At 58.0% G+C, this 20,499-nt stretch carries 15 protein-coding genes, 1 tRNA gene, 1 pseudogene and 1 riboswitch; of the genes and pseudogenes, 8 read left to right on the forward strand and 9 right to left on the reverse strand.

What is annotated here, in order from left to right; translation table 11 throughout:
• Position 1: 1 nt before the first annotated feature.
• Genes KJQ12_RS10500 through KJQ12_RS10510 form a run of 3 tightly spaced genes read right to left on the reverse strand, consistent with a single transcriptional unit; the run spans position 2 to position 6,883 of the window.
• Positions 2-4,159, reverse strand: a complete 4,158-nt coding sequence (locus KJQ12_RS10500; protein WP_213484637.1) for a beta-ketoacyl synthase N-terminal-like domain-containing protein — start codon at positions 4,157-4,159, stop codon at positions 2-4.
• Between the two features lie 23 nt (positions 4,160-4,182).
• Positions 4,183-5,160: a condensation domain-containing protein gene (locus tag KJQ12_RS10505; protein ID WP_213484638.1), complete on the reverse strand. Its 978-nt coding sequence runs from the start codon at positions 5,158-5,160 to the stop codon at positions 4,183-4,185.
• Entirely contained in the window at positions 5,054-6,883 is a 1,830-nt protein-coding gene (locus KJQ12_RS10510; protein WP_280529259.1) for a non-ribosomal peptide synthetase, read from the reverse strand. Before KJQ12_RS10510 ends, KJQ12_RS10505 begins: the two co-directional genes overlap by 107 nt.
• A gap of 5 nt (positions 6,884-6,888) precedes the next feature.
• Here KJQ12_RS10510 and KJQ12_RS10515 point away from each other — a divergent pair.
• Positions 6,889-7,854: pseudogene (locus KJQ12_RS10515) on the forward strand (ISLre2 family transposase); the annotation flags it as partial.
• Between the two features lie 736 nt (positions 7,855-8,590).
• Here KJQ12_RS10515 and KJQ12_RS10520 read toward each other — a convergent pair.
• A tRNA-Arg gene (locus KJQ12_RS10520) sits at positions 8,591-8,668 on the reverse strand.
• 70 nt (positions 8,669-8,738) lie between these two features.
• Complete coding sequence (locus KJQ12_RS10525) at positions 8,739-9,554, reverse strand: flagellar brake protein (RefSeq protein WP_213484640.1); 816 nt, start codon at positions 9,552-9,554, stop codon at positions 8,739-8,741.
• 109 nt (positions 9,555-9,663) lie between these two features.
• Positions 9,664-9,751, reverse strand: a riboswitch (cyclic di-GMP riboswitch).
• Positions 9,752-10,001: 250 nt separating this feature from the next.
• On the opposite strand from KJQ12_RS10525, the gene KJQ12_RS10530 reads away from it, so the two are divergent.
• Positions 10,002-10,196, forward strand: a complete 195-nt coding sequence (locus KJQ12_RS10530) for an aspartyl-phosphate phosphatase Spo0E family protein (RefSeq protein ID WP_041854626.1) — start codon at positions 10,002-10,004, stop codon at positions 10,194-10,196.
• Here the strand turns inward: KJQ12_RS10530 and tadA are convergent.
• The gene (tadA, locus tag KJQ12_RS10535) at positions 10,191-10,658 is read right to left on the reverse strand and encodes a tRNA adenosine(34) deaminase TadA (RefSeq protein WP_213484641.1); all 468 of its coding nucleotides are present in this window, start codon (positions 10,656-10,658) and stop codon (positions 10,191-10,193) included. The two genes, KJQ12_RS10530 and tadA, sit on opposite strands and share 6 nt — an antisense overlap.
• 184 nt (positions 10,659-10,842) lie before the next feature.
• On the opposite strand from tadA, the gene KJQ12_RS10540 reads away from it, so the two are divergent.
• Positions 10,843-12,696 carry an ATP-binding protein gene (locus KJQ12_RS10540; RefSeq protein ID WP_213484642.1) on the forward strand — a complete coding sequence of 618 codons (1,854 nt, stop codon included), beginning with the start codon at positions 10,843-10,845 and terminating at the stop codon, positions 12,694-12,696.
• A gap of 59 nt (positions 12,697-12,755) precedes the next feature.
• Here KJQ12_RS10540 and KJQ12_RS10545 read toward each other — a convergent pair whose 3' ends face one another.
• Together KJQ12_RS10545 and motA are read right to left on the reverse strand one after the other, a co-directional pair.
• Positions 12,756-13,595 carry a flagellar motor protein MotB gene (locus KJQ12_RS10545; protein WP_213484643.1) on the reverse strand — a complete coding sequence of 280 codons (840 nt, stop codon included), beginning with the start codon at positions 13,593-13,595 and terminating at the stop codon, positions 12,756-12,758.
• Complete coding sequence (gene motA / locus KJQ12_RS10550; RefSeq protein WP_213484644.1) at positions 13,579-14,394, reverse strand: flagellar motor stator protein MotA; 816 nt, start codon at positions 14,392-14,394, stop codon at positions 13,579-13,581. The genes KJQ12_RS10545 and motA overlap by 17 nt, the downstream gene beginning before the upstream one ends.
• A 229-nt stretch (positions 14,395-14,623) precedes the next feature.
• On the opposite strand from motA, the gene KJQ12_RS10555 reads away from it, so the two are divergent.
• The gene (locus KJQ12_RS10555) at positions 14,624-14,917 is read left to right on the forward strand and encodes a hypothetical protein (RefSeq protein WP_015256353.1); all 294 of its coding nucleotides are present in this window, start codon (positions 14,624-14,626) and stop codon (positions 14,915-14,917) included.
• Between the two features lie 95 nt (positions 14,918-15,012).
• Positions 15,013-16,281 carry an EAL domain-containing protein gene (locus KJQ12_RS10560; RefSeq protein ID WP_213484645.1) on the forward strand — a complete coding sequence of 423 codons (1,269 nt, stop codon included), beginning with the start codon at positions 15,013-15,015 and terminating at the stop codon, positions 16,279-16,281.
• Here KJQ12_RS10560 and KJQ12_RS10565 read toward each other — a convergent pair.
• Complete coding sequence (locus KJQ12_RS10565; RefSeq protein WP_425315975.1) at positions 16,250-16,804, reverse strand: GNAT family N-acetyltransferase; 555 nt, start codon at positions 16,802-16,804, stop codon at positions 16,250-16,252. The two genes, KJQ12_RS10560 and KJQ12_RS10565, sit on opposite strands and share 32 nt — an antisense overlap.
• Before the next feature lie 148 nt (positions 16,805-16,952).
• Between KJQ12_RS10565 and KJQ12_RS10570 the strand changes: the two genes are divergently transcribed.
• The 3 genes from KJQ12_RS10570 to KJQ12_RS10580 all read left to right on the forward strand — a co-directional run bounded on the left by KJQ12_RS10570 (position 16,953) and on the right by KJQ12_RS10580 (position 20,463).
• Positions 16,953-18,170, forward strand: a complete 1,218-nt coding sequence (locus tag KJQ12_RS10570) for an MFS transporter (RefSeq protein WP_213484646.1) — start codon at positions 16,953-16,955, stop codon at positions 18,168-18,170.
• Positions 18,171-18,228: 58 nt separating this feature from the next.
• Positions 18,229-19,068, forward strand: a complete 840-nt coding sequence (locus KJQ12_RS10575; RefSeq protein WP_213484647.1) for a sulfurtransferase — start codon at positions 18,229-18,231, stop codon at positions 19,066-19,068.
• A 195-nt stretch (positions 19,069-19,263) separates the two neighbouring features.
• The gene (locus KJQ12_RS10580) at positions 19,264-20,463 is read left to right on the forward strand and encodes a polysaccharide deacetylase family protein (protein WP_213484648.1); all 1,200 of its coding nucleotides are present in this window, start codon (positions 19,264-19,266) and stop codon (positions 20,461-20,463) included.
• The last annotated feature ends 36 nt before the right edge of the window (positions 20,464-20,499 follow it).

Below are 20,499 nucleotides of genomic sequence, written 5' to 3' on the forward strand. Positions count from 1 at the left end.
TTCATTCTCCTTTCTCTTGCCCGATCCACAGTGATTTTCCGCTGAACGGATAGGGCGGGAGATCGATCATGCGGCCGCTGCCGTCCGGGTGCAGCTTCAGCCAATCGAGCTCGGCGCCCGCAACATAGAGATCCGCCATAACCGAATGGAGTGCTGCAAGCGGATCGGCGTACTTCTGACGCAAGTCCGGACCGATGCGAATGACGGTTACCCGGTCTTGCTGTTCCTTCGGCAGAATACCGGTAATTTCGTCGTCGGATGCATGGAGCGCTATCAGAATGTCCGCATGAAGCACTTGTGTCGGAACATCGGATGTTGCTTCCGTTCCGGCGGCTGCATGCCGGATCGCTTCCGTGAGTTCCAGCCTGTGATTCAGCGCATCCGTCAGCATCTTGCCCGAACGGAGACTTCCGTTCTCGGCGATATTTCGAACGAAGCGGCCCAGTCCTGTGAGCAATGCATGCCAGTACACGAATTCCGCTTCGATTTCGGCGGCAGGCGCATTTCCCCTCCGCTCGTCCACGCGGAACAGATCGCCGACCACCAGCGCGACTCGCGCTGTGCGGTTCTTCAACCATGCACCGCTTCTCATATCGGAGAACGCCTCCAGCGGCCGCTCGCGGGACAACACGCATGCGGCGCGGTATCCGTAATGCCGGCGATACCGGTTGCGCGTGAAGGTCAAGTCGTCGATGCTGAGGTTGGGGTTCGATTCCAGCATTTTTGCGGTCTGCTCGATGATCATGGACAACGCCTGTTCGCTCTTGGCGGAGAATGTCAGCAATCGGTCTCCGAAACGGTGATTCTTGCCGGTGATTCCCGTTTCGCCGTTCCATTCCTCCAGCACGATGTGGACGTTCGTTCCGCCCAGGCCGAATGAGCTGATGCCGGCTTTCCGCGCCTTGCCGTTTTCGGCCGGCCAATCCCGGAGCTCTTTCACCAGGTAGAAGGGGGTCTTGTCCAGCTGCAGAGCCGGATTGACCTCATCCGCATGCAAGCTGGGCGGCAATTGGCGATGGCGGAGGCTGAGCAGCACTTTGGCCAGACCGGCGCCGCCGGCCGCCGGGAACAGATGACCGATGTTCGTCTTGACTGACCCGATACCGACGCGGCCGCGCGCTTCTCCCAATCGGGGGGCGAACACTCTGTTCAGGGCGCTCACCTCCACCGGATCGCCGATTGCCGTTCCCGATCCGTGCGCTTCAATGTAGCTGATCTCTTCCGGAGATACTCCGGCGTCTCGGTATGCCTCTTCCAGCACCTCGGCTTGGCCGGTCGGGTTGGGCGCCATCATGCTCAAGGAATAACCGTCATTATTGATCGCCGAGCCGCGGATCACGCCGTAGATCTTCCGGTTGCCGCGAATCGCGTCGGCCAGCGGTTCCAGAAATACGACAATCGCGCCCTCGCCGATCACCGATCCGTCCGCGTTCTTGTCGAAAGCACGGGTATGCCGTGTCGAGGAGCAGATGCCGGCGATGCGGGACAAATGCTGAATGTCCGGTGTTGACAGCACGTTGGCTCCCGCCACCACTGCCGCGGCAATCTGCCCTTGCCGAATGGCCGTCACCGCGTGATGGACCGCCGCGAGGAAAGAAGAGCATGCCGTGTGCACGGTGACGGCCGGACCGGAGAAGTTGAACTGGCGCGAAAGATACGCGGCATGCATGTTCGACATATTGCCGACCATGGCGTTTGGATGAATAGCCGGCGTGCCGTGTTTCCGGACATGGTCCAGCACCAGGTGATAATAGGTACTCTCGCTGCCCCCTGCGTAAACGCCGATCTTGCGGCGGTCGTCAGTTTCCGCAAGCACGCCCGCATCTTCGAGCGCTTCATAGGCGACTTCGAGCAACAGCCGGATTTGCGGATCCATGCATACGGCTTCCTGGTCGGAGATGTCGAAGAAATCGTTGTCGAATCGTTCCACGTCTTCCAGTTCGCCTATCCATTCATCCCAGTCAGGCCGTCCGGCCAGTCGCTTGCGCTTGTCGCTGACCTTGCGGATCGTATCCGTTCCGGTGACGAGATTGTGCCAGAACGCTTCCCGGGTCTTGGCTCCGGGAACGCGCAAAGCAAGTCCTGTTACGGCGATTCTCCGGTCCGACGACGTATCCGCGGCGGCCGATTGGAATGTTTTCGGGCTGTCCGGATCTGGCGCCGCGGATTCCAAATATTCGGCCATTTCCCGGATGGTTTTGCACCTGAGGAACATCTCCGGCCCGATCGTTCGCCGGTAATGCCGCTCCACCCGGTCGAGCACGAGATACGCCTTGACGGAATTGCCGCCCAACCTGAGAAAAGCGTCATCCGGGCGGATGTCACGTTCGGGAATGTTCAGGACCTCTGACCATATCCGACGCAGGAATGCCATGGTTTTCGTGTCCGGCGCGTCGGCGATTGCCGGAGCCGGATCGGGGCGATCAGCCAGCAGGTTTCCGATCTCCTCAATGACCCGGTCAAATTGGCCCGACTCGTATTGATTGGCCATAATATAGCGCTGAAGCTTGCCGCTCGTCGTCTTCGGGATGGACTTGACCGGAATAACATGCGTAATCTCGATGCCGGTCGTTTCGCGAAGCCTGTCCGTCATTGTTTGGCGGATCGGGAGCAGCTTGCGGATGTCCCCCTTGTGCTTGACGAAGGCCAGCAATTCTTCTTGCTGGGTGCGGGCGTTAAACAGACCGACCAGCATCAGGCTGCCGTGGGGAACCGCTCCCGTTTCATAAAGAATTTCCTCCAGATCGTGCGCAAAGTAGTTTTGGCCGCGGACGATGATCAGGTCTTTCATTCTGCCGGTGATGACCAGCTCGCCATCCTTTATGTAGCCGAGATCGCCGGTTCTGAGCCAGCCTTCCTGGAACAGTTCCGCCGTTTGTTGCTCCTGGTTGTAATAGCCTGATGTGACGCTGTCGCCTTGAATCTGGATTTCGCCGATTTCCGCTTCCCGCAGGGTGTTGCCGTGTTCGTCCGCAATGCGCACGCTCATCCCTTCGACAGGCGTTCCGACGCGTGTGAACGTCACGCCATCGGAATCGTCCGGACTGACGATGACGGCGGTGCGATCCCGGCTCATGCGGGTGCGGGAGATGCGGTCGATGACCGGCTGTTTGCCGATGCCGGACAGCGTGACGGCGACGGTCGCTTCCGCCATGCCGTAGGCGGGGAACATCATCTCCTTGCGATAACCGCAGACCGAAAACTTCTCGATGAACCGGTTCATAACCGCCGTCGAGATCGGTTCCGCACCGTTGAGGGAGAACCTAAGCGACGATAGATCGAGGGTCGGCAGAAGATCGTCGCTCACCTTCCGGACCATCCGGTCGTACCCGAAGTTGGGGGAGCAGAACCAGGTCCCCTTAAGGTCCGACAGCTTCTTCAGGAAGAAGTACGGGGACCGGATGAACATGTACGGCGTAAAAACGACGATGCGGCTTCCGCTGGCAATCGGCGTCAGATGCTGGCCGAACAGCCCCATGTCATGCGTGTGCGGCAGCCAGGTGAAGACGATGTCTTCATCGGAAGCGTGAAGAGCGCGGACGCTGGCCATGTTATTCGCCAGAATGTTGCGATTGGTCAGCTTCACACCCTTCGGGATGCCCGTGCTGCCGGACGAGAATTGAAGGAAGACGAGATCGTCCGGATCGGTTGGCACGATCTCCGCCTGATTGTCCGATTCGAGTTCGTCGGTTGACAGCAAGGTCAATCCGGCGAATGATGGATCGCTCCGCAGCGACTCGTAGCGGTAACGCTGTGTTTCTTCAATAATAACGACCGGCCTGTCCATGACCTCCCATATTTTGGCGAATTTCGCCAGACCGGGTGAGCCGGGTTCCCATGCCAGGGGCCGGCTGACGGGGGCGGCGATGACGCCCCCGAACATGCAGGCCCAGAACACGCGATAGAAGATTTTCGGGTTCTCGATTTCCACGATAACCCGGTCCCCTTTCCGGATGCCGTGACGCTTCAGACCATCCAGATATTTGCGCGCAAGGACGACCAGATCGGGGTAGGAGACGAAATCATCAGTGCCCGAAGCGTCAGGAAACAGGAGGCCGTGTCCGGGATATCGTTCCGCGATGTGCAGCAGCATGCCGGACAGCGTGTTGAATCCTTCCGGCAGCCGCAGCGGGTTGCCATGCTGTATGGCTAATTTCATTAAGGACGTCCTCCCTTGTCTGGTCATTCGTCTACGGTTTCATCGCCGGAGAGCAACCGATCGGCGATTTCCCGCATGCGTTCTTCCCGAATGCCGTCCACGCTCTCCATGATGATGGCGAGATTGGAGCCTTCCACCCTGGCCGTCACCGCAAAACGCGCCAAAGCGTTATCGGGAGCATCGGTCGCTTCCGCTGCAGCAAAAGCCTTCAGCTCTTCCTCCGATACCGCCCCCTGGAAGTTAAACAGCACCAGCGGCTTCGGTTCATCCGCAACTTGATAGAAGGGCGCCAGCAGACTTGCGAGGCGTCCGTACTTCCGGGCAAGCTCGGAGTCGAGCAGCAGCGACATGAAGTTGATGCCGTGTTCCCGGCATTTCTCCAGCAGGGACAGTGTCTCTCCGGGCGACCGGCCGCGCTTCATGACGAGCGGAACAAGGTCGAGGAACTCGCCTACGCAGTTGAAGAAGTCACGACCGCGATAGCTCCTTCCGTAACTGACGATTGCAAGCGGAATATCTGCCATTCCCGTGTACTCGGACAGCATACGGACAGCCAGCCGGATTGACGCTGCCAACGCATTTGTTCCGCCGGTTGCAGCGAGCGGAACGATGAATTCGAATCGTCCGGCGCCGCCGCCGGATTCCGTCAGCCGGTCCATAAGTTCCCGACTAAGCTTCGTCCACTTGCGCAGGGCGAAGAAGCGGATCAGCTCATTTTCCGTCAGATCTTGCGGCCCTTGCCGCAGAAGATCGACATAATCCGAATACTTTTGCGGGTGAGGTTCCTCTCTGCCGTTGGAATGGCGGCTTTCTCCCGCTCCGGCAACGATCGCCGCGCCGCTCTCGAGCCGGTGGCGGATGATCTCCGCGCTCATGCCGTCGAAAGCGGTGTGATCAAAGCCCCATATGACCAGATGACGGTCGCGGGCAATTCGCAGGCAGACGAGCCGCCACGGGAGGCCTTCCGCTTCGTGCGGCTGCAGCAACAGGACTTCGTACATGCGCTTGACGACGCGTTCCCTCACATTTCCCTCGAGTAATGGAAAGATCCGCATAAGGAAGCTGCTGGGCCAGCCAGCCTTCCAGTCCGGACAAATCCATCTCTCTCCATCGCGTTTCCAATGGTTCATTGTCTTCCATCACGCTGTGCAGCAGTTGATGTTCCAGAATGACGTCGGCCAGTAATTTCTGCATTTGCCGCTGATTCAGAAAGCCGCGGATGACCGCCGTAAATCCACTGATTCTGGACTTGGCTGCCCTGTGCGCACGTTGCACAGGCGACAGCGGAAATTCGGATTTCACCTGTGCGGATCGGATCAGGTCGCCGACCGCTGCGCAGGAAGCCTGAACCTGTCGGATCAGGGCCTCGATTTGTCCGTCTTCGAGGTCTGCGACGGTCTGCGGAACAGTCCCGAACGCATCCGGCTCGTTCGATGGCGCTTGCCTCGACCCGGCAACCGAGGGCAGAACGGCCAATTCCGCGGCCGTCGGATAGCGGAACACCTCGTTGACTTTCAGGAAGATGCCTTCTTTGGCCAGTGCCTGCACCAGCGCGATGGCCTTGATCGAATGGCCTCCGTGACGGAAGAAGTTGTCCTGTCTTCCAAACCGCGGGTCGTCCAGCACTTCCCGCATCTTGGACAGAATGATCTCCTCCGCATCCATGCCGGATGGAGGCGTCGTAGGGCAAAGTCGGCCGTCCTCCCCGGGTGATGCAGCTTCTGTATCGGCCGGCAGCGACTGCCTATCGATCTTGCCGTTGCGATTGAGCGGCAGTTGATCCAGCTTCACGATCCGGGCAGGCACCATGTATTCCGGCAGCATGTCGGCCAGCATGCGCCGGATGTCATCCGGCAATGGCGCGTCCGGTGTTTCGCCGCTGTAGAAGGCGGCGAGGTACAGGCTGCCGCTCTGATCTCGGCGGGCGACGACCGCTGCTTCCCTTACGCCCGGAAGTTGGAGAATCCGTGCCTCGATTTCCCCGAGTTCAATACGGAACCCCCTGATCTTGACCTGGAAGTCCAGCCGGCCGATATAGTCCAGGTCGCCGGTAGGCAAGTAGCGGACAAGGTCGCCGGTGCGGTACAGCCGTTCGCCCGGCGCGACGGGAAGGACGACGAATTTGTCCCTTGTCAGATCGTCGCGGTTGAGATAGCCCGATCCCACGCCGTCTCCGCCGATAAAGAGTTCGCCCGGCACACCGGGAGGCACCGGTTGACCCTGCTGATCCAGCACATACAGCGTCGTGTTCGAGATTGCCTTGCCGATCGGCACAGACGGCGCGTCGGCAGGGATCTCGCAAATCGGATAGTATGTTGCGAACACGGTCGTTTCGGTCGGCCCGTAGACGTTGATTAGCCGGCCCGGTCCGAGGGCGTTGAGCGCTTTCCGTGCATGGCGGACAGAAGCCGCTTCACCGCCGAACAGAATGCGGCGGACTTTGCGAAGGCGCGGCAGGGCACCGTCCACCAGCAAGTTGAACAGCGACGTTGTCACGAAGAACACGGTCACGCCTTTCTCTTCTATCAACTTGCCCAGCTCGTCGATCTCCAGAACCGTCCATCGGTTCACGAGAACGAGGCCGGCTCCGTTCAGCAGGGCGCCGAAGATGTCGAACACCGATCCGTCGAAGGCGTAATTGGACAACTGAAGCAGACGGTCCTCCGGTCCGATCGTGACATAGTTCATGTTCCGGACGACGCGAATAACGCTGCGATGCGTGATGAGCGTTGTTGGGCTACGCGGTGCTCAGCCATGAGGCCATTCGAACCAAACTGATCGAGCAAGCGGAGAAGCCGGTCAAAGCAACGGAAAAACGACCGGCCAGGGTGTTATTCGTGGAGGCGGATGGTCTGTACACGAAACTTCAGCGGCGGAAGCGGCAAGGGATGGAGCATGCGATCGCCGTGGTGCATGAGGGCTGGGAGCAGGTCGGCCAGCGTGTGCGGCTGAGGAACAAGCAGCATTATCTGCATCGGGGCGAGGGTGACTTTTGGGAAGGGTTTGGCGACTTTCTGACAGAACGGTATGAGATCGACGAGGACACTTGGCTGGTGGTGGGCGGAGACGGAGCCGTGTGGATCGGAGAATGCGAATCGTACTTTCACAGGTGCATCTACACGCTGGATCGTTTTCATGTGGCGCGCGATCTGAAACGGTATGTGGGCCACCTGCCGAAGATATGGAAAGACGCCAGACAGGCGTTGGCCAGGCAGGAGCCGGCGGCCTTGATGGCGGCCGTGGAGAGCGTAGCGATCGAGGAGATTGCGTCTGACAAACGGGATGAATGGACCGCATACAAGTCGTTCTTGAGGCGGCACCGCAAGCATCTGGAGGATTACCGGAAGACACTTGAAGCAAACGGCATCGACACGACTGGCATGAGGCCAATGGGGAGTGCGGAAGCCCAGATGCGGGTGTTGGCCAAACGGACGAAGCGCGGAGGATATAGTTGGAGTGAACGAGGCTCCCGGGCGATGCTGGAGGCCGTCATGCGACGCGGGCAGACCGGCTGGTTGGAAGAAGTCGAGGAGCACGTAGGCGAGTCCCCGCAACGTGTGGTGAGTGTACGGAGGTTGCTTCACGACGCCATACGACCGGCGAAAGGATGCGTTGAAGGGATGATTCGACTGCTCAGAAGCCAATGGCAAAGTCGCCCGACTGGAATGGCATTAAAAGGACTTAGAGGATACTGATACCAGAGACCTAAAGCAGTTCCTGAAAGAAGAAAAACTGAAATCGCTAACAAGGGATTGGCTCTTTTTTCGGTTGTGATCCAGCATCCCCAATAAGGTGCCCACGCTGACTTGACTCAGACTCCAACGAAAATTCTGTTTTGATTTTATGAATGGGTGTGGTAAACTTCACCTTAAGGGTGCTCCTCTCTTTGGGTGATGTTGTTCGGACAAACACCATTCTACCAAAGATTTGGAGCACTTTTCATATTTTCAGAGATTGTTACTTTCGAAATTCAGGTTGACATAAGCGCGCAAGTGTTCCGCACCGATTTGCTGAATGAACCGGACTCCGGATCGTACTGGTTCAACCATTCCCGAAAATACCGCCAACTATTCACGTACTCCCCGAGTGTTCGTTCCCTCATCCCTTCGGCTTTTTTGGAGGAGTAAAACACTTGGAACGCGTGGTCCAGCGTCACCGGGTTTTCGCTCGCGGTCTGGTCCGGTTCCCTCGTCCTGCCTCTTACGATTCTTCGCCCTTTTCTTGGATCTGCGGATACAAGCATAAACAAAGCCCTCCCGGCAGATGGTGTTCTGCAGGAGGGCGCAACCGGTCCCATTGCCATACAGGCCGACAAACCGAGCCATGACCGACAGTTCCCGGTTGGAAAAGACCGAGACTGTGCGCCTGTCAAGCGCACAGTCCCGATAGCACCATTCCCGCAATCCCTTGCGGGACAAGCCTTTTATGTACTGGCGCGCCCCGGTGGGACTCGAACCCACGACGCACAGTTTAGGAAACTGTCGCTCTATCCGGCTGAGCTACGGGCGCGCAGCAAGATGTATTATACCATATTGCGACTGGCGACGGAAGGGACGGCGACCTGATAATCGTTGTCTCTTCAACCTTCGTACTTGGAATCGTTGAACAGGTAGGTCTGCGGCGCGCGATCCGTGTTGACCGTCTCCGGCTGATCGGCCTGGGCGTCGAATTCGGCCTCTCCTTCTTCGCCGACCATCTCTTTGTGCAGTTTCTCCGCCTTCTCGCGGTAGTAGGCCTCGATCTGCGATCTCAGGATGTAGGAACGCAGCCAATTCGCGTGGTCATCTTTCAGCTCGATAATGCGCGTTCCGCACCGGGTGCCTTCCTCGGTGCGCTGCAGATGAACGATCTCCGTCCTGCATTCAAAGCGGTTGCCGAGATCCAATTCAAGGTGAAGCTGGTTCCGCGTCTGCAGCGGAAGATCGATATTGAACAGCAAGCCGATTCCGGACATGCTGATGTTGTCCAGCAGAACGGTCGGCGGATCCGGGAACTTGCGTTCCACCTTGCGCGCATGTTCATACAGACTGAGCACCCGGGCCTGCTCTCTGACCGGCACCCGCGGATCCTGCCGCTTGTCCTGGAATTTGCGGCGATTCTCGGGAGGGTTCAGCACGACCAGCGCGCCCTGATCCTTCGCAAGCACCGTTGATTCGAACACATAGATGCCGCCCTTGGCGTAAATCATGACCTTGACCTTTTCGCCGAGCATGAACTGGTCGTATTGCGGGAATTCAATCTCCAACAGCTCACCGGCGACATAGGTCAGCGTGCCAGTCGATACAAATCCTTTTTTTTCGACGACGGCTTTCGAGTCCACCAGCACCGTGATGTCGTATCCCATCGAACCGGTCGACGAATTTCCCGTCGACGGGGAAGTGTTGGATAACGGCATGGTCCTTTTCCACAGCTCCTTTCTGTATGGGACTCCAGTATGACAAAAAAACCACCCCTGATTAGCAGGGATGGTCTACCGTTACATGCAGCGACAGGTACATCCGAATCCCGGTAACCAGGCGATCATAGCTCGTGCGGAGCCGTAGACCCTTAGCTTTGCGTCCTTGCCTTTCGACAAGTTTGCCCTTTTCTGATTCGATGCCGATATGTATTTCAGTAATATTTCAAGAATCTGCAAAGTTCATTATACTTTAAATTGTATTGAAATGGCAATGCCAAGTTTCATAGGACAGAGCCGCATGTCATGCAGCCTTGGTACTAGATTCATGTCGAAAAGCGGCAGAAAAAAGTGGAGTCCAATCGACAAAAACTTACAAATTCTGTGGATCAAGAAGTGTATAATGGAAGCACAATCCATAATTTCTATCGGGGGAGACTGAGGCAGATGAAGAAAGATCGCTTGCTGGGTCAGCTGCAAACGCTTCGCTTTCGTCTGCACGCACTTGCGGAAGCAAGAGGAAGTCTAACCGACCCGGAAGTCCTCGCCCTGAGCGAAGAGGCGGACAGGCTTATCGTCGCACTGCAGCAGCTGCAACGGGACGAGTTGACCATTCCCGACAAAAAAGCCCCCCGCTTATGAACGATTGCGCAGCGCCCGGAAGAAGCCGGTAAGCAGTTCGGAGCATTCGCTGCGCAGCACATCGGATGTGACCTCGGTACGATGATTGAACCGCCTGTCCTGCAACAAATTCATCAGCGTGCCTGCACAGCCTGCTTTCGGATCGTCCGTCCCGTAGACGACGCGAGCGATCCGGGACTGCAGGATGGCGCCGGCGCACATTGGGCAAGGTTCCAGCGTGACATACAGCGTGCAATCGAGCAGCCGCCAGGCATTCAGATGCTCGCTGGCCTGACGGATGGCCAGAATTTCGGCATGGGCGGTCGGATCGCGCATCGACTCGCGCAGATTGTGGCCTCTGCCGATGATCTCCCCGTTTTTCACAATAATTGCGCCGATCGGGACTTCCCGCAACGATTCTGCCTTCTTCGCTTCCTCAATGGCTTCGCGCATGAAGCGCACATCGTCCTCTGCAAAGCTCATTCATCTGCCTCCTCCGCTGTTCGATCCTGCACTTGTGACTGTCTATACCGCGAACAGATATTCGTTGTTAACACGTTGTGAATAAATCGGTGGATAACAAAAAGGTTTATCCACAGTTGTCCACAACCAAAAATCAAGACACCGATGTTATCCACAAGATTTTGCCGTATGGAAGGAGGTGCCCGTGTTGTCATTCAAGATCAGGTTGACCTTGATCCTCTCGACCGTCGTCATGATTTTCCAGACACTCACCGTCATTGTGAACGATTATGCGATGCGGGTCAACCTGAAGCGCGAAGTGCAGGAATTGATGCACAACATATCCGCAAGCGTCTCGGAGCATGCCGCCCGGAAGATGCGCCCTGCAGGCGGGACGGATGAAGACTCGCCCGGCCTGGATCCGGCAGCACTCATTCAGGAATTTCAGTCCCTGCACCGCAACATCATGGAAATCGCGGTATTCCGTCCGGCGGAAGAAGGGGGGGCCGGCTCCTCATCCGCGCAGGAAGCGGGGAACGCTGCATCGCAGGAACTCACCGGACGTCTGCTGTACGGCAGCTACGACATCCATGCGAGCGGGACGGATTCGGCCGATCTGGCCGAGGCCATGCGAAGCGGCGAGGTTTACCGCTCGCTCAGAAGCGGAGGAAAGACCTTGCTTGCCGGCACGTTCGGATTTCCCGAATCGGGGCTTGCCGTGCGCATCGCGGCGGACCTGTCGCCCATGTACGGCATGATCAGGGAGACGCGAAATTATCAGATCTCCCTGTCCGTTCTCCTTCTCCCGGCAGCGGTCGCCATCAATTACGGGCTTGCTTATGTGCTGATCCGTCCGCTGCGCCAAATTCTGGGCAAGGTGGATGAAGTGGCATCCGGACGATTCGATACGCCGCTTGCCGTGAACCGCAAAGACGAGACCGGCCAACTGGCCGAACGGATCAATGCGATGGCGAAGAACCTGGACGTCTACACGGCCAAGCTCAAGAAGGCGTTTGAAGAAAACCGGTCGATGAAGGAACACCTCGAGTCCATTATCCACCATACGACGGACGCGATCCATATTGAAGATGTGAACGGTGTGCTCATCCGCGTCAATCCGGCATTCGAGCAGATGTTCGGATGGAGCGAGGAGGAGGCGATCGGACGCAATCTGCCGATCGTTCCCGAGAGCGGCATGAAAGAGGAGCTCGAAGCCCGGGAAGCGCTGCTTGCCGGCCAGATGCTGCCGGCGCGCGAGACGATCCGCCGCCGGAAAGACGGCTCCTGCTTCGAAGTCAGCGTCACCACCTCGGCAATCCGCGACAGGAACGGCGTCATCCAGGCGTTCGCCAGCATTACGCGCGACATGACGAATCGGAACAAAATGGATGAGCTTCTGCGCCGCGCGGAGAAACTGAATACCGTCGGCCAGCTTGCCGCGGGGGTGGCCCACGAGATCCGCAATCCGCTCACGACACTGCGCGGATTCCTGCAGCTCCAGCAGCAGACGAACAAGCTGAATCAGCGGCACATCGATATCATGCTGTCAGAGCTCGACCGGATCAATCTGATTGTCAGCGAATTTCTGATTCTGGCGAAACCGCAGGCGACGAAATTCCGGATTCAGGATGTGCGGTTCATCCTGGGCGATGTCATCTCGCTGCTCGACAGTCAGGCGCATCTGTGCAATATTGTATTCACCACTTCTTTCGACAGCGAGCCCTGCGAGGTGGCCTGCGAGGAGAATCATCTGAAACAGGTATTCATCAATGTATTGAAAAATGCGATCGAGGCGATGCCCAAGGGCGGCGAGATCGAGATCGATGCCCGGAAACAGCCGGGCTGGATCGTGATCACGATTCGGGATCACGGCGTCGGCATACCGGAGGACATGATTCCGAAGCTGGGCGATCCGTTCGTGACCAGCAAGGAGTCGGGGACCGGGCTTGGCATCATGATCAGCCAGCGCATCATCCAGAGCCATCAAGGGACGATGGAGATTCGCAGCACCGTCGGCAAGGGCACGACCGTCACGATCAACCTGCCCGCGGTGGAATAAGCCGGCGGGCAATGAAGAACCCCCTGCGCTTCGCACAGGGGGTTTCATGTTGCGGCAGCCTATGAATCCGTCGTTGCTGCCGCGTTATTGTCGGACACCTGGAGCGACTCGACGGCGGACACATCCGCAAACTTGCGGAGGATGGAAACCTCGACGCGCCGGTTCTTCGCGCGGCCTTCGGGCGTGTCGTTGTCCGCCACGGGCCGGAATTCTCCGTATCCGGTCGAGCTGACCAGCCGGGGATCGAGACCGCCTGCCTCGATCAGCACCCTCATGAAGTTGATCGCGCGTTTCGCGCTGAGTTCGTAGTTGGATTCAAATTCGGCGGTGTTGATCGGCTGGTTGTCGGTATGCCCTTCGACGGCGATCTCGTAGCCCGGATAATTTTTCAGCATCGTGCCGATCGCAACGCCGAGCTTCTTGGCTTCCGGCGTGAGGTCCGCTTTGCCGGAAGCGAACAGCGCATTGTCACTGATCGTAATGAGCAGGGACGAATGATTCAATTGGATATCGAGCTGTGTCGTCAAATTGTTTTCCTGGATATACTGACTGAGCTGGTCGCGCAGCTGCTCGAACTCCCGAAGCTCCTGTTCCGCCCGGCGCGCCGCTTCGCTGGAGGCAACGCCTTCTTTCCCGCCGGACAACCGAACCATGTCGGTCGAGTTCGTCATTTGATCCACGGACACGACGACGGCCGATTGATCCAGAACGCCGATGCCGGAATTGAACGCCACGCTGAACGCCCGGCTCATCTCCTGGAACTTCTGCGCATCGACGGAGCTCATGGCGTACAGCACGATGAACAGCGCAAGCAGCAGCGTGAGCAGATCCGCGTAAGGTACGAGCCAGGTCTCATTGGGATGCTCTTCGTGATCCTCGTGTCTATGCCGTCTGCTCAACGCCTCTCGCCTCCCTTTCGCGTTCCTCGCGTTCATGCAGCGCTTGCCGTTCTTGCGGCGTCAGGAAGACGGACAGCTTCTGGTTGATGGCAATCGTGGAGACGCCGGATTGAATCGACAGCAAGCCTTCAACCATCATGAGCCGAAGTTCGGTTTCCCGCTGGGAGAGCCGCCTCAGCTTGTTGGAAATCGGATGCCAGAGCACATACCCGGTAAAAATACCAAGCATTGTGGCAATGAACGCGGCGGCGATGGAGTACGCAAGCTGGGCCATGTCAGTCATATCCGAAAGCGCGGCGATCAGGCCGATGACGGCGCCGAGCACGCCGAGCGCCGGAGCGTACATGCCGGCCTGGGAGAAGATCTGCGCTCCCGCTTTGTGCCGCTGTTCGGTCGCATGGATTTCTTCCAGCAGAACATCGCGCACGAAGTCCTGGTCCTGGCCGTCGATGATCATCCGCATGCCGTTGCGAAGGAACGGATCCTCGATGTCATCCACCCGCGACTCCAGCGCAAGCAGACCTTCGCGGCGGGTGATCGTCGCCCATTCCATGAACAGCCGGATCAACTCTTCTCGCGAGACCAGCTCCTGCTTCTTGAAGAGAATTCGGATCAGTGCGGGAAACTTCTTCAGTTCGGACATCGGAAACGCCATGAACAAGGATGCGGCCGTACCGATGAGAATGATGACGTACGCGGCGGGGTTGATCAATTGTGCCAGAGGCGCGTGTTTCAACAACATGCCTCCGATGATCGCCACAATGCCGAGAATGATGCCGGTAATGGTCGATTTCTCCATAAGACACCTCGCACTGACTTTAAGAGATGATGGTAGGACTGGGATACGCCTTGCGGCATGAATCGGGTCCGATCGACACATGCCATATAGTATTTATCGTCATTCTTGTGGAGATTATTAGATTTTGAGCCGACAAAATCAGCCGTGCAGGCCGACGGCCGGCCAATGCCGCGGGGAAACGCGTTCTTCCCGCGGATAAAATGCTGCGGCTTCGAAAGGATGGATGTCTATGGGAGTCAGGCACGGTCGGGCGTACGGGGACATTTTGCGGGAGTTGACCGAAGCGGTCGGCGGCATCGAGGACAGCTACCGGTTGTGCGGCATGGAGGCCGAAGAATGGGCCGGGCTGGGGGAACAGGAGCGGCGCGAGACGCTGGAAGCCATTGCGGATGACGTGTTCTACGGACTCGGCGCGCAGCCGGTCATTGCCGTCGGCGCCGGCAAAGTCGTCTACCATCCGAAGTTCCATGTAATCGAAGTTTCCATTAATAACAGGGAAAGCCGCATCGTCCGGCTCATTTGAACGCATGCTTTACAAAGAATTACAGAATCCGTACAATCGAGGTAATGTAAGCATGTGAAAATATGTGACATTAACGCCTCAAGGAGTTCAAAACCATGTCGCTGAAATATACGGTGCAGCCCTTCATGCTGGACGAACGCGATCTGATGCCTTATTTTCAGCCCATCCTGGCATTGGACAGCCGGTTCGTGATCGGTTATGAAGTGTTGGGCCGGTACCGGACGAATGAAGGAGCGGCCAGCCTTGGTCCGTTCTTTGCGGATGCAAACGTGGATGTCCGGGAGCAGGTCCGGGTCGACCGCATCATACGGGAACGCGCCATCGCCCGTCTGGCTCAGGCGTCGGAAACGCAGCGTCCGCTGTTGTTCCTGAACGTCAAGCCTTCCTGGATCGACCGGACCTACCAGGATGAAGGGAAGCTGCAGACGCTCCGCATGCTGGAGCGGCACGGGATCCATCCGGACCGGGTGGTCATCGAGATTACGGAAGACCGTTATGCCGGCTCCATGCAGCGGCTGAGCGAGATCGTGGGCATCTATCGCCGCGCCGGCTGCCGGATCGCCATCGACGATACCGGCACCGGGTTCAATTCGGCGGATCGGATCGCCGAACTCCACCCGGATATTCTGAAGGTGGACATTCACCTCATGAAGCGCAGCGCAAGCCACAGCGGCTATCTGGCCGTGCTCCGCAGCTACTCGGTCCTCGCCGAGCAGATCGGGGCGTCGCTCCTGATCGAGGGCGTCGAGACCGAGGACGATCTGCAGCGGGCCATCCAGCTGGGCGCCCGGTATGTGCAAGGGTATCTGTTCGCGCCGGCCGAGCCGGATTTTCAGCCGAAGGATCGGTATGCCGGCATCGTGGACAGGGGACTGGCGGAGCATCGCCGGAGCGTCCGGCGGTCGGAAGCCCGCTGGCGGGAAACCGGCGAGATGCTGTCCGGCTGCCTGCAGTCCGTCCGGAGCGGCCTGGGCAGCGCCGGCGGTTCGGCAGACGATGCCGACCGGTACGACCGGCTTGTCGAAGGACTGGCGGAGAAGCTGCCGGATACCTGCATCCGCGTCTATCTGTGCCGGGAGGACGGCGAGCAGCTGTCGTCCAACTTCCAGCGCGAGGGCGGCCGTTGGGTGAGGCAGCCTGAGTACCGCGGCTCGAACTGGAGCTGGCGGCCGTATTTTGTGGCCGACATGCTGCACCCCGCGGTCGGCGTGAACGCGAACATTTCGCGGAGTTACGCGGATCTCGGCACGCGCCGATGGATCCGCACGATCTCCGCTTCGCTTGCGCCGGGTCTCATCGTGCTCTTCGATATCATGGATGAAGAAGCGGCGGTCAAAACGGATGGTTCGGGGCTTGCGGAATAGCGGGCCGGTAGACCATGCAATGGAACATTTCAGGGCCGGCGGAGGTCTGGCGGCAGTAAGTGTCGTCCAGAACGAAGCCGGCCTTCTCGTAGGCGCGGATGGCGCGGGTATTCCAGGCGAGCACCTCCAGATCGACTTCGTCGCCGGGAGAGCGCCGGAGCGCTTCTTCCGCGGCGAGCCGGGTCAGGACGGCGCCCGCGCCTTTGCCGCACAGGTCCGGGCGCAGACCGAGGCCGAGTCGGGTAACCTTCAGCAGGGGAAAAAATTGGACGTAGCCAATCAGCTCATCCCTAACGTTCAGCACGGCGGCGTACTGCGTTTTCCGCAGCCACGGGTCGCCGAACTCGATGCCGCGGGCGCTCATTTCTTCCCAGGATGGCCAGTTGAACCGGTCGTACGGCGGGGGATAGCGCCAGCTGCAGATCGCTTCGGCATGGGCGGCCGACATCGGCACGATGCGCATGCCGCGCAGCTCCACGGGGAGTCCGCCGTCTCCATCGTGCTCTGCCATCATACCCGTCATCCCCGGAACCCTCCTTGCGGCAGCAGCCAATTTCAACGAAAACTTCACGAATTGATTATAACATTGCCGAGCAGCCGTGTTATGATAAAGGGTAATTGGCATAACTATTGCAATCTTGTCCGGACACGGAGATGATCAGGAGCTGGGTATGAATCGTTTGATATGGCTCGGCTGCCTGTCCTATATGGTCATCGGCATGGCGCACGTCGTGGCGGGCGCCGTGCTTGTGCCGCTGATCGGCGCATACGGCGTTGAGTACGGGGACGGCGGCCAATTCATCATGAATCAATTTGTCGGATTTCTGGTTGGCGTGCTTGGCGCGCCGCTGGTCACCAGACGGCTGGGCCGCCGGAGCGCGCTCATTCTGGCGCTCGGCTGCCTGACCGTCGCGGAGGCGGCCTACAGTCTGCTGCTGCCGTGGGGCTGGATGCTCGCATCCGCGCCGCTGGCGGGGTTCGGGTTCGGCATGACGGAAGCGGTGCTTGGCGCAATCATTATTGAATTCGTAACGGACGGCAAAGCTTCGGCCATGGCGAAGCTGGAGACGTTCTTCGGCATCGGGGCGCTCGTCATGCCGATTCTGGCGGGGCTGCTGATCCGTGCGGACGTCTGGCAGATGGCGTTCCCGATCGTGACCGCCCTCTCGGGCATCACCATGCTGCTCTGGTTGACCATGTCGTTCGGGAAGGTGGACGAACTGGTCGCCTACCGGGCAGCCGCGGCGGCAGACCGGCCGGCCTTGAAGCCGGCCCGCTATGCGCCGGCCGCCTGGCCGCTGCTGCTGGCGGGCACGCTCTACTTCGCGCTCTATGTCGGCATGGAGATGAGCTACAGCAACTATCTGCCGGCCATTCTGCTCGAGCGGACCGACATGAGCGAGGCGGCCGCCTCGGCCTCGCTGAGCGTCTTCTGGGGGCTGATGGTCGTCGGACGGATGTTCGCGGGGCGCATTGCGGACCGCAGCGGTTATTTCCGCTACCTGCTGATTTCCACCGCGGCGGGGACGGGCATGCTCGTCATGCTGGCGCTGACGGGCAGCGCCGGCGCTTCGCTGCTCTGGATCGGGCTGGCGGGACTGCTCTGGTCGGGCGTGTTCGCGGTCGCGCTGCTGTACGTGAATCAATACATTCCCGGCATGACGGAGCGGACGACGAGCCTGCTGATCGCGTCGGGCGGCGTCGGCGGCGCCCTGCTGCCGCGGACGACCGGGTGGATCATGGATCATTACGGAGCCGTCGGCACGCTGTGGATGATCGCGGCCGCGGCATCGCTGCTCATTGCGCTGCTGGGCGTCATGGCGCTCACGGTCCGGGCGATCCATCAGGGCAAGATGCAGCCTAATGTCCTGGACGCCGGCCGACATTAAACAACCGGGACAAAAGCGAACGCATGACGCCTGAACAGGAGACGGGAGGCGTATTCGGATGAGAGCGATCGTCAGCATGCGCTGGGTGCTTGCGCGGATGTATGAGCCGGATCTGGCCATCGTCGACTGCCGGTTTCTGCTGAGCGATCCGGAGGCAGGCCGGCGCAGCTACGAGGAGTCGTACATCCCCGGCGCGATCTACATGGATCTGGAGCGCGACCTGTCCGGACCCGTCGGGAAGCACGGCGGACGGCATCCGCTGCCGGACATCCGGGAACTTTCGGCGAAGCTCGGCAAGGCCGGCATCGACCGCGGCATGCGGGTCGTCGCCTACGACGACCAGGGCGGCGCGATGGCCGCGCGGTTCTGGTGGCTGCTGCGCTACATGGGGCACGAGCGGGTCTATGTGATGGACGAAGGCTTCTCCGCCTGGAAGAAGGCCGGGTTCCCGGTGACGGACGCGCCGCCGCCGATCCGCGTGCCGAAGACGTATGTGCCGGACGTGCGGCAGGAACTGCTGGCGGATGTCGAAGCGGTGCGTCACGCCGTCCGGACCGGGGAGAGCGCGCTTGTCGATTCGCGCGAGCCCGCCCGCTATCGCGGCGAGACGGAGCCGATCGACCGGGCCGCCGGCCACATCCCCGGCGCCGTCAACCGCTTCTGGAAAGAGAACCTGGACGAAGCGGGCCGCTGGCGCAGCCCGGAAGAACTGGCGAAGCGGTTCGCGGCGCTGCCGCAGGACAAGCCGGTCATCGTCTATTGCGGCTCGGGCGTGACCGCCTGCCCGAACGTGCTGGCGCTGATGGAAGCGGGATACCGCGATGTAAAGCTGTACGCGGGAAGCTGGAGCGACTGGATCTCGTACGAGGAGAATCCGGTGGCGAAAGGCGGGGAGTAGAAGTCGAGAGCTGTGTAAGATTCGAAAGACGGGTTGTGACAGGTTGAAAGTTGGAGACCTGTTGCGGCCCGTTCTTTTTTTTTCGTGATGCGGTCTCCGTATAGAACCAGCAAATCTTTATTAAATGGTTGTCATTCCCGATATATCAAGCAAAACCATATTATTCATTGAAGATAAATCCGGAGGCAGCATTCTATGAAGCTGAAATTGCAATTATTATCGTTTTGTTTCATTTTTTGCATTTTCATGATGAACGCTCCTGTGAATGCAGAAAACAACAACATTTTCGAATCCTATGATAACACCAGAGTCATCTACGGATACTTGGAAAATGGCGTTACCTATATCCCCATAGGCGAAATATGGCGCCAGTTCGGTAATCAATTATCCTTTGATGTCAATGAACAAAAAATTTTTTTCTCCACAAATCAAGGTGCTATTACATTGGGGTTTCAATCTGCCATTGGTGAAATAAATGGGGAGACCATTACCTTATCCAATCCAACCAAAAAAATTCAGAATACAGTATACGCCTCTGTCAGGGATGTTGCCAAACTATTTAACATAAAATTTGACCACCTGGATAAAAGTATGATGGAGCTTTTGCTGGACACAAAGAAGTTGCTGATCCATATCAAACCCATCACAAGCGCATATTTATATCATCCGAAAAAAATTGATGTCATCATGTACCACCATTTTGATCCGAACCGATCGGATTCCTTGACCGTTACACCCGAGAGATTTCGTGAACATTTGGATAAATTAATTCAGGCAGGTTATGAAACCATTACGGAAGAAGATTTATACCAGTATAAAACGAACGCTCATTATAAACTTCCAAAGAAGCCGCTGCTGATCACCATAGACGATGGCTATGCAAACAATTACTCGATCGCTTATCCGATTCTAAAGGAGAAAGGCTTGAGGGCAACCATTTATATCATTACGAGTTACAGAGGCAAGCAACCAGGATTTTCACGGCACTTCACTTGGGAAGAGGCCAAAGAAATGTATGATTCCGGGGTCATCAATATCGAAAGCCATACGCATGATTTGCACTACTATGTGCAGCAGGGAAAGAAGCAAAAAGCCGCAATTTTGGCCAGAAATGCCAATGAGGATGAACGATCCTATAAAAACAGAATTCTAAATGATCTTAAAACATCGCGGGATCTCATCCGGCAGCATGTCGGCAAAGAATCAATTGCCCTTTCATATCCATACGGTGTTTACGATAAAACGGTCATCCAATTAGCCAAAGAAGCCGGATTTAAACTGCATGTCACGATAAAAACAGACAAAAATCTGCGCGACGGCAATCCTATGATTTATCGAGTAAATGCCCACGGCGACTACAGTGGTGAACAACTGGTAAGCGTATTGAATTCATGACATGAGGGGCTTCCCTTTCGGGGAAGCCCCTTTCTG

This window comes from Thermobacillus xylanilyticus (assembly GCF_907165215.1).
Taxonomy (GTDB): domain Bacteria; phylum Bacillota; class Bacilli; order Paenibacillales; family Paenibacillaceae; genus Thermobacillus; species Thermobacillus xylanilyticus.

Excerpts from the sequence above, each read along its gene's own strand:
- KJQ12_RS10525 (WP_213484640.1), bottom strand. The coding sequence starts at position 9,554 with ATGCCGTTATCCAACACTTCCCCGTCGACGGGAAATTCGTCGACCGGT.
- KJQ12_RS10530 (WP_041854626.1), top strand. The coding sequence starts at position 10,002 with ATGAAGAAAGATCGCTTGCTGGGTCAGCTGCAAACGCTTCGCTTTCGT.
- KJQ12_RS10570 (WP_213484646.1), top strand. The coding sequence starts at position 16,953 with ATGAATCGTTTGATATGGCTCGGCTGCCTGTCCTATATGGTCATCGGC.
- tadA (WP_213484641.1), bottom strand. The coding sequence starts at position 10,658 with ATGAGCTTTGCAGAGGACGATGTGCGCTTCATGCGCGAAGCCATTGAG.
- KJQ12_RS10565 (WP_425315975.1), bottom strand. The coding sequence starts at position 16,804 with ATGACGGGTATGATGGCAGAGCACGATGGAGACGGCGGACTCCCCGTG.
- KJQ12_RS10560 (WP_213484645.1), top strand. The coding sequence starts at position 15,013 with ATGTCGCTGAAATATACGGTGCAGCCCTTCATGCTGGACGAACGCGAT.
- motA (WP_213484644.1), bottom strand. The coding sequence starts at position 14,394 with ATGGAGAAATCGACCATTACCGGCATCATTCTCGGCATTGTGGCGATC.
- KJQ12_RS10575 (WP_213484647.1), top strand. The coding sequence starts at position 18,229 with ATGAGAGCGATCGTCAGCATGCGCTGGGTGCTTGCGCGGATGTATGAG.
- KJQ12_RS10500 (WP_213484637.1), bottom strand. The coding sequence starts at position 4,159 with ATGAAATTAGCCATACAGCATGGCAACCCGCTGCGGCTGCCGGAAGGA.
- KJQ12_RS10505 (WP_213484638.1), bottom strand. The coding sequence starts at position 5,160 with ATGTACGAAGTCCTGTTGCTGCAGCCGCACGAAGCGGAAGGCCTCCCG.
- KJQ12_RS10555 (WP_015256353.1), top strand. The coding sequence starts at position 14,624 with ATGGGAGTCAGGCACGGTCGGGCGTACGGGGACATTTTGCGGGAGTTG.
- KJQ12_RS10580 (WP_213484648.1), top strand. The coding sequence starts at position 19,264 with ATGAAGCTGAAATTGCAATTATTATCGTTTTGTTTCATTTTTTGCATT.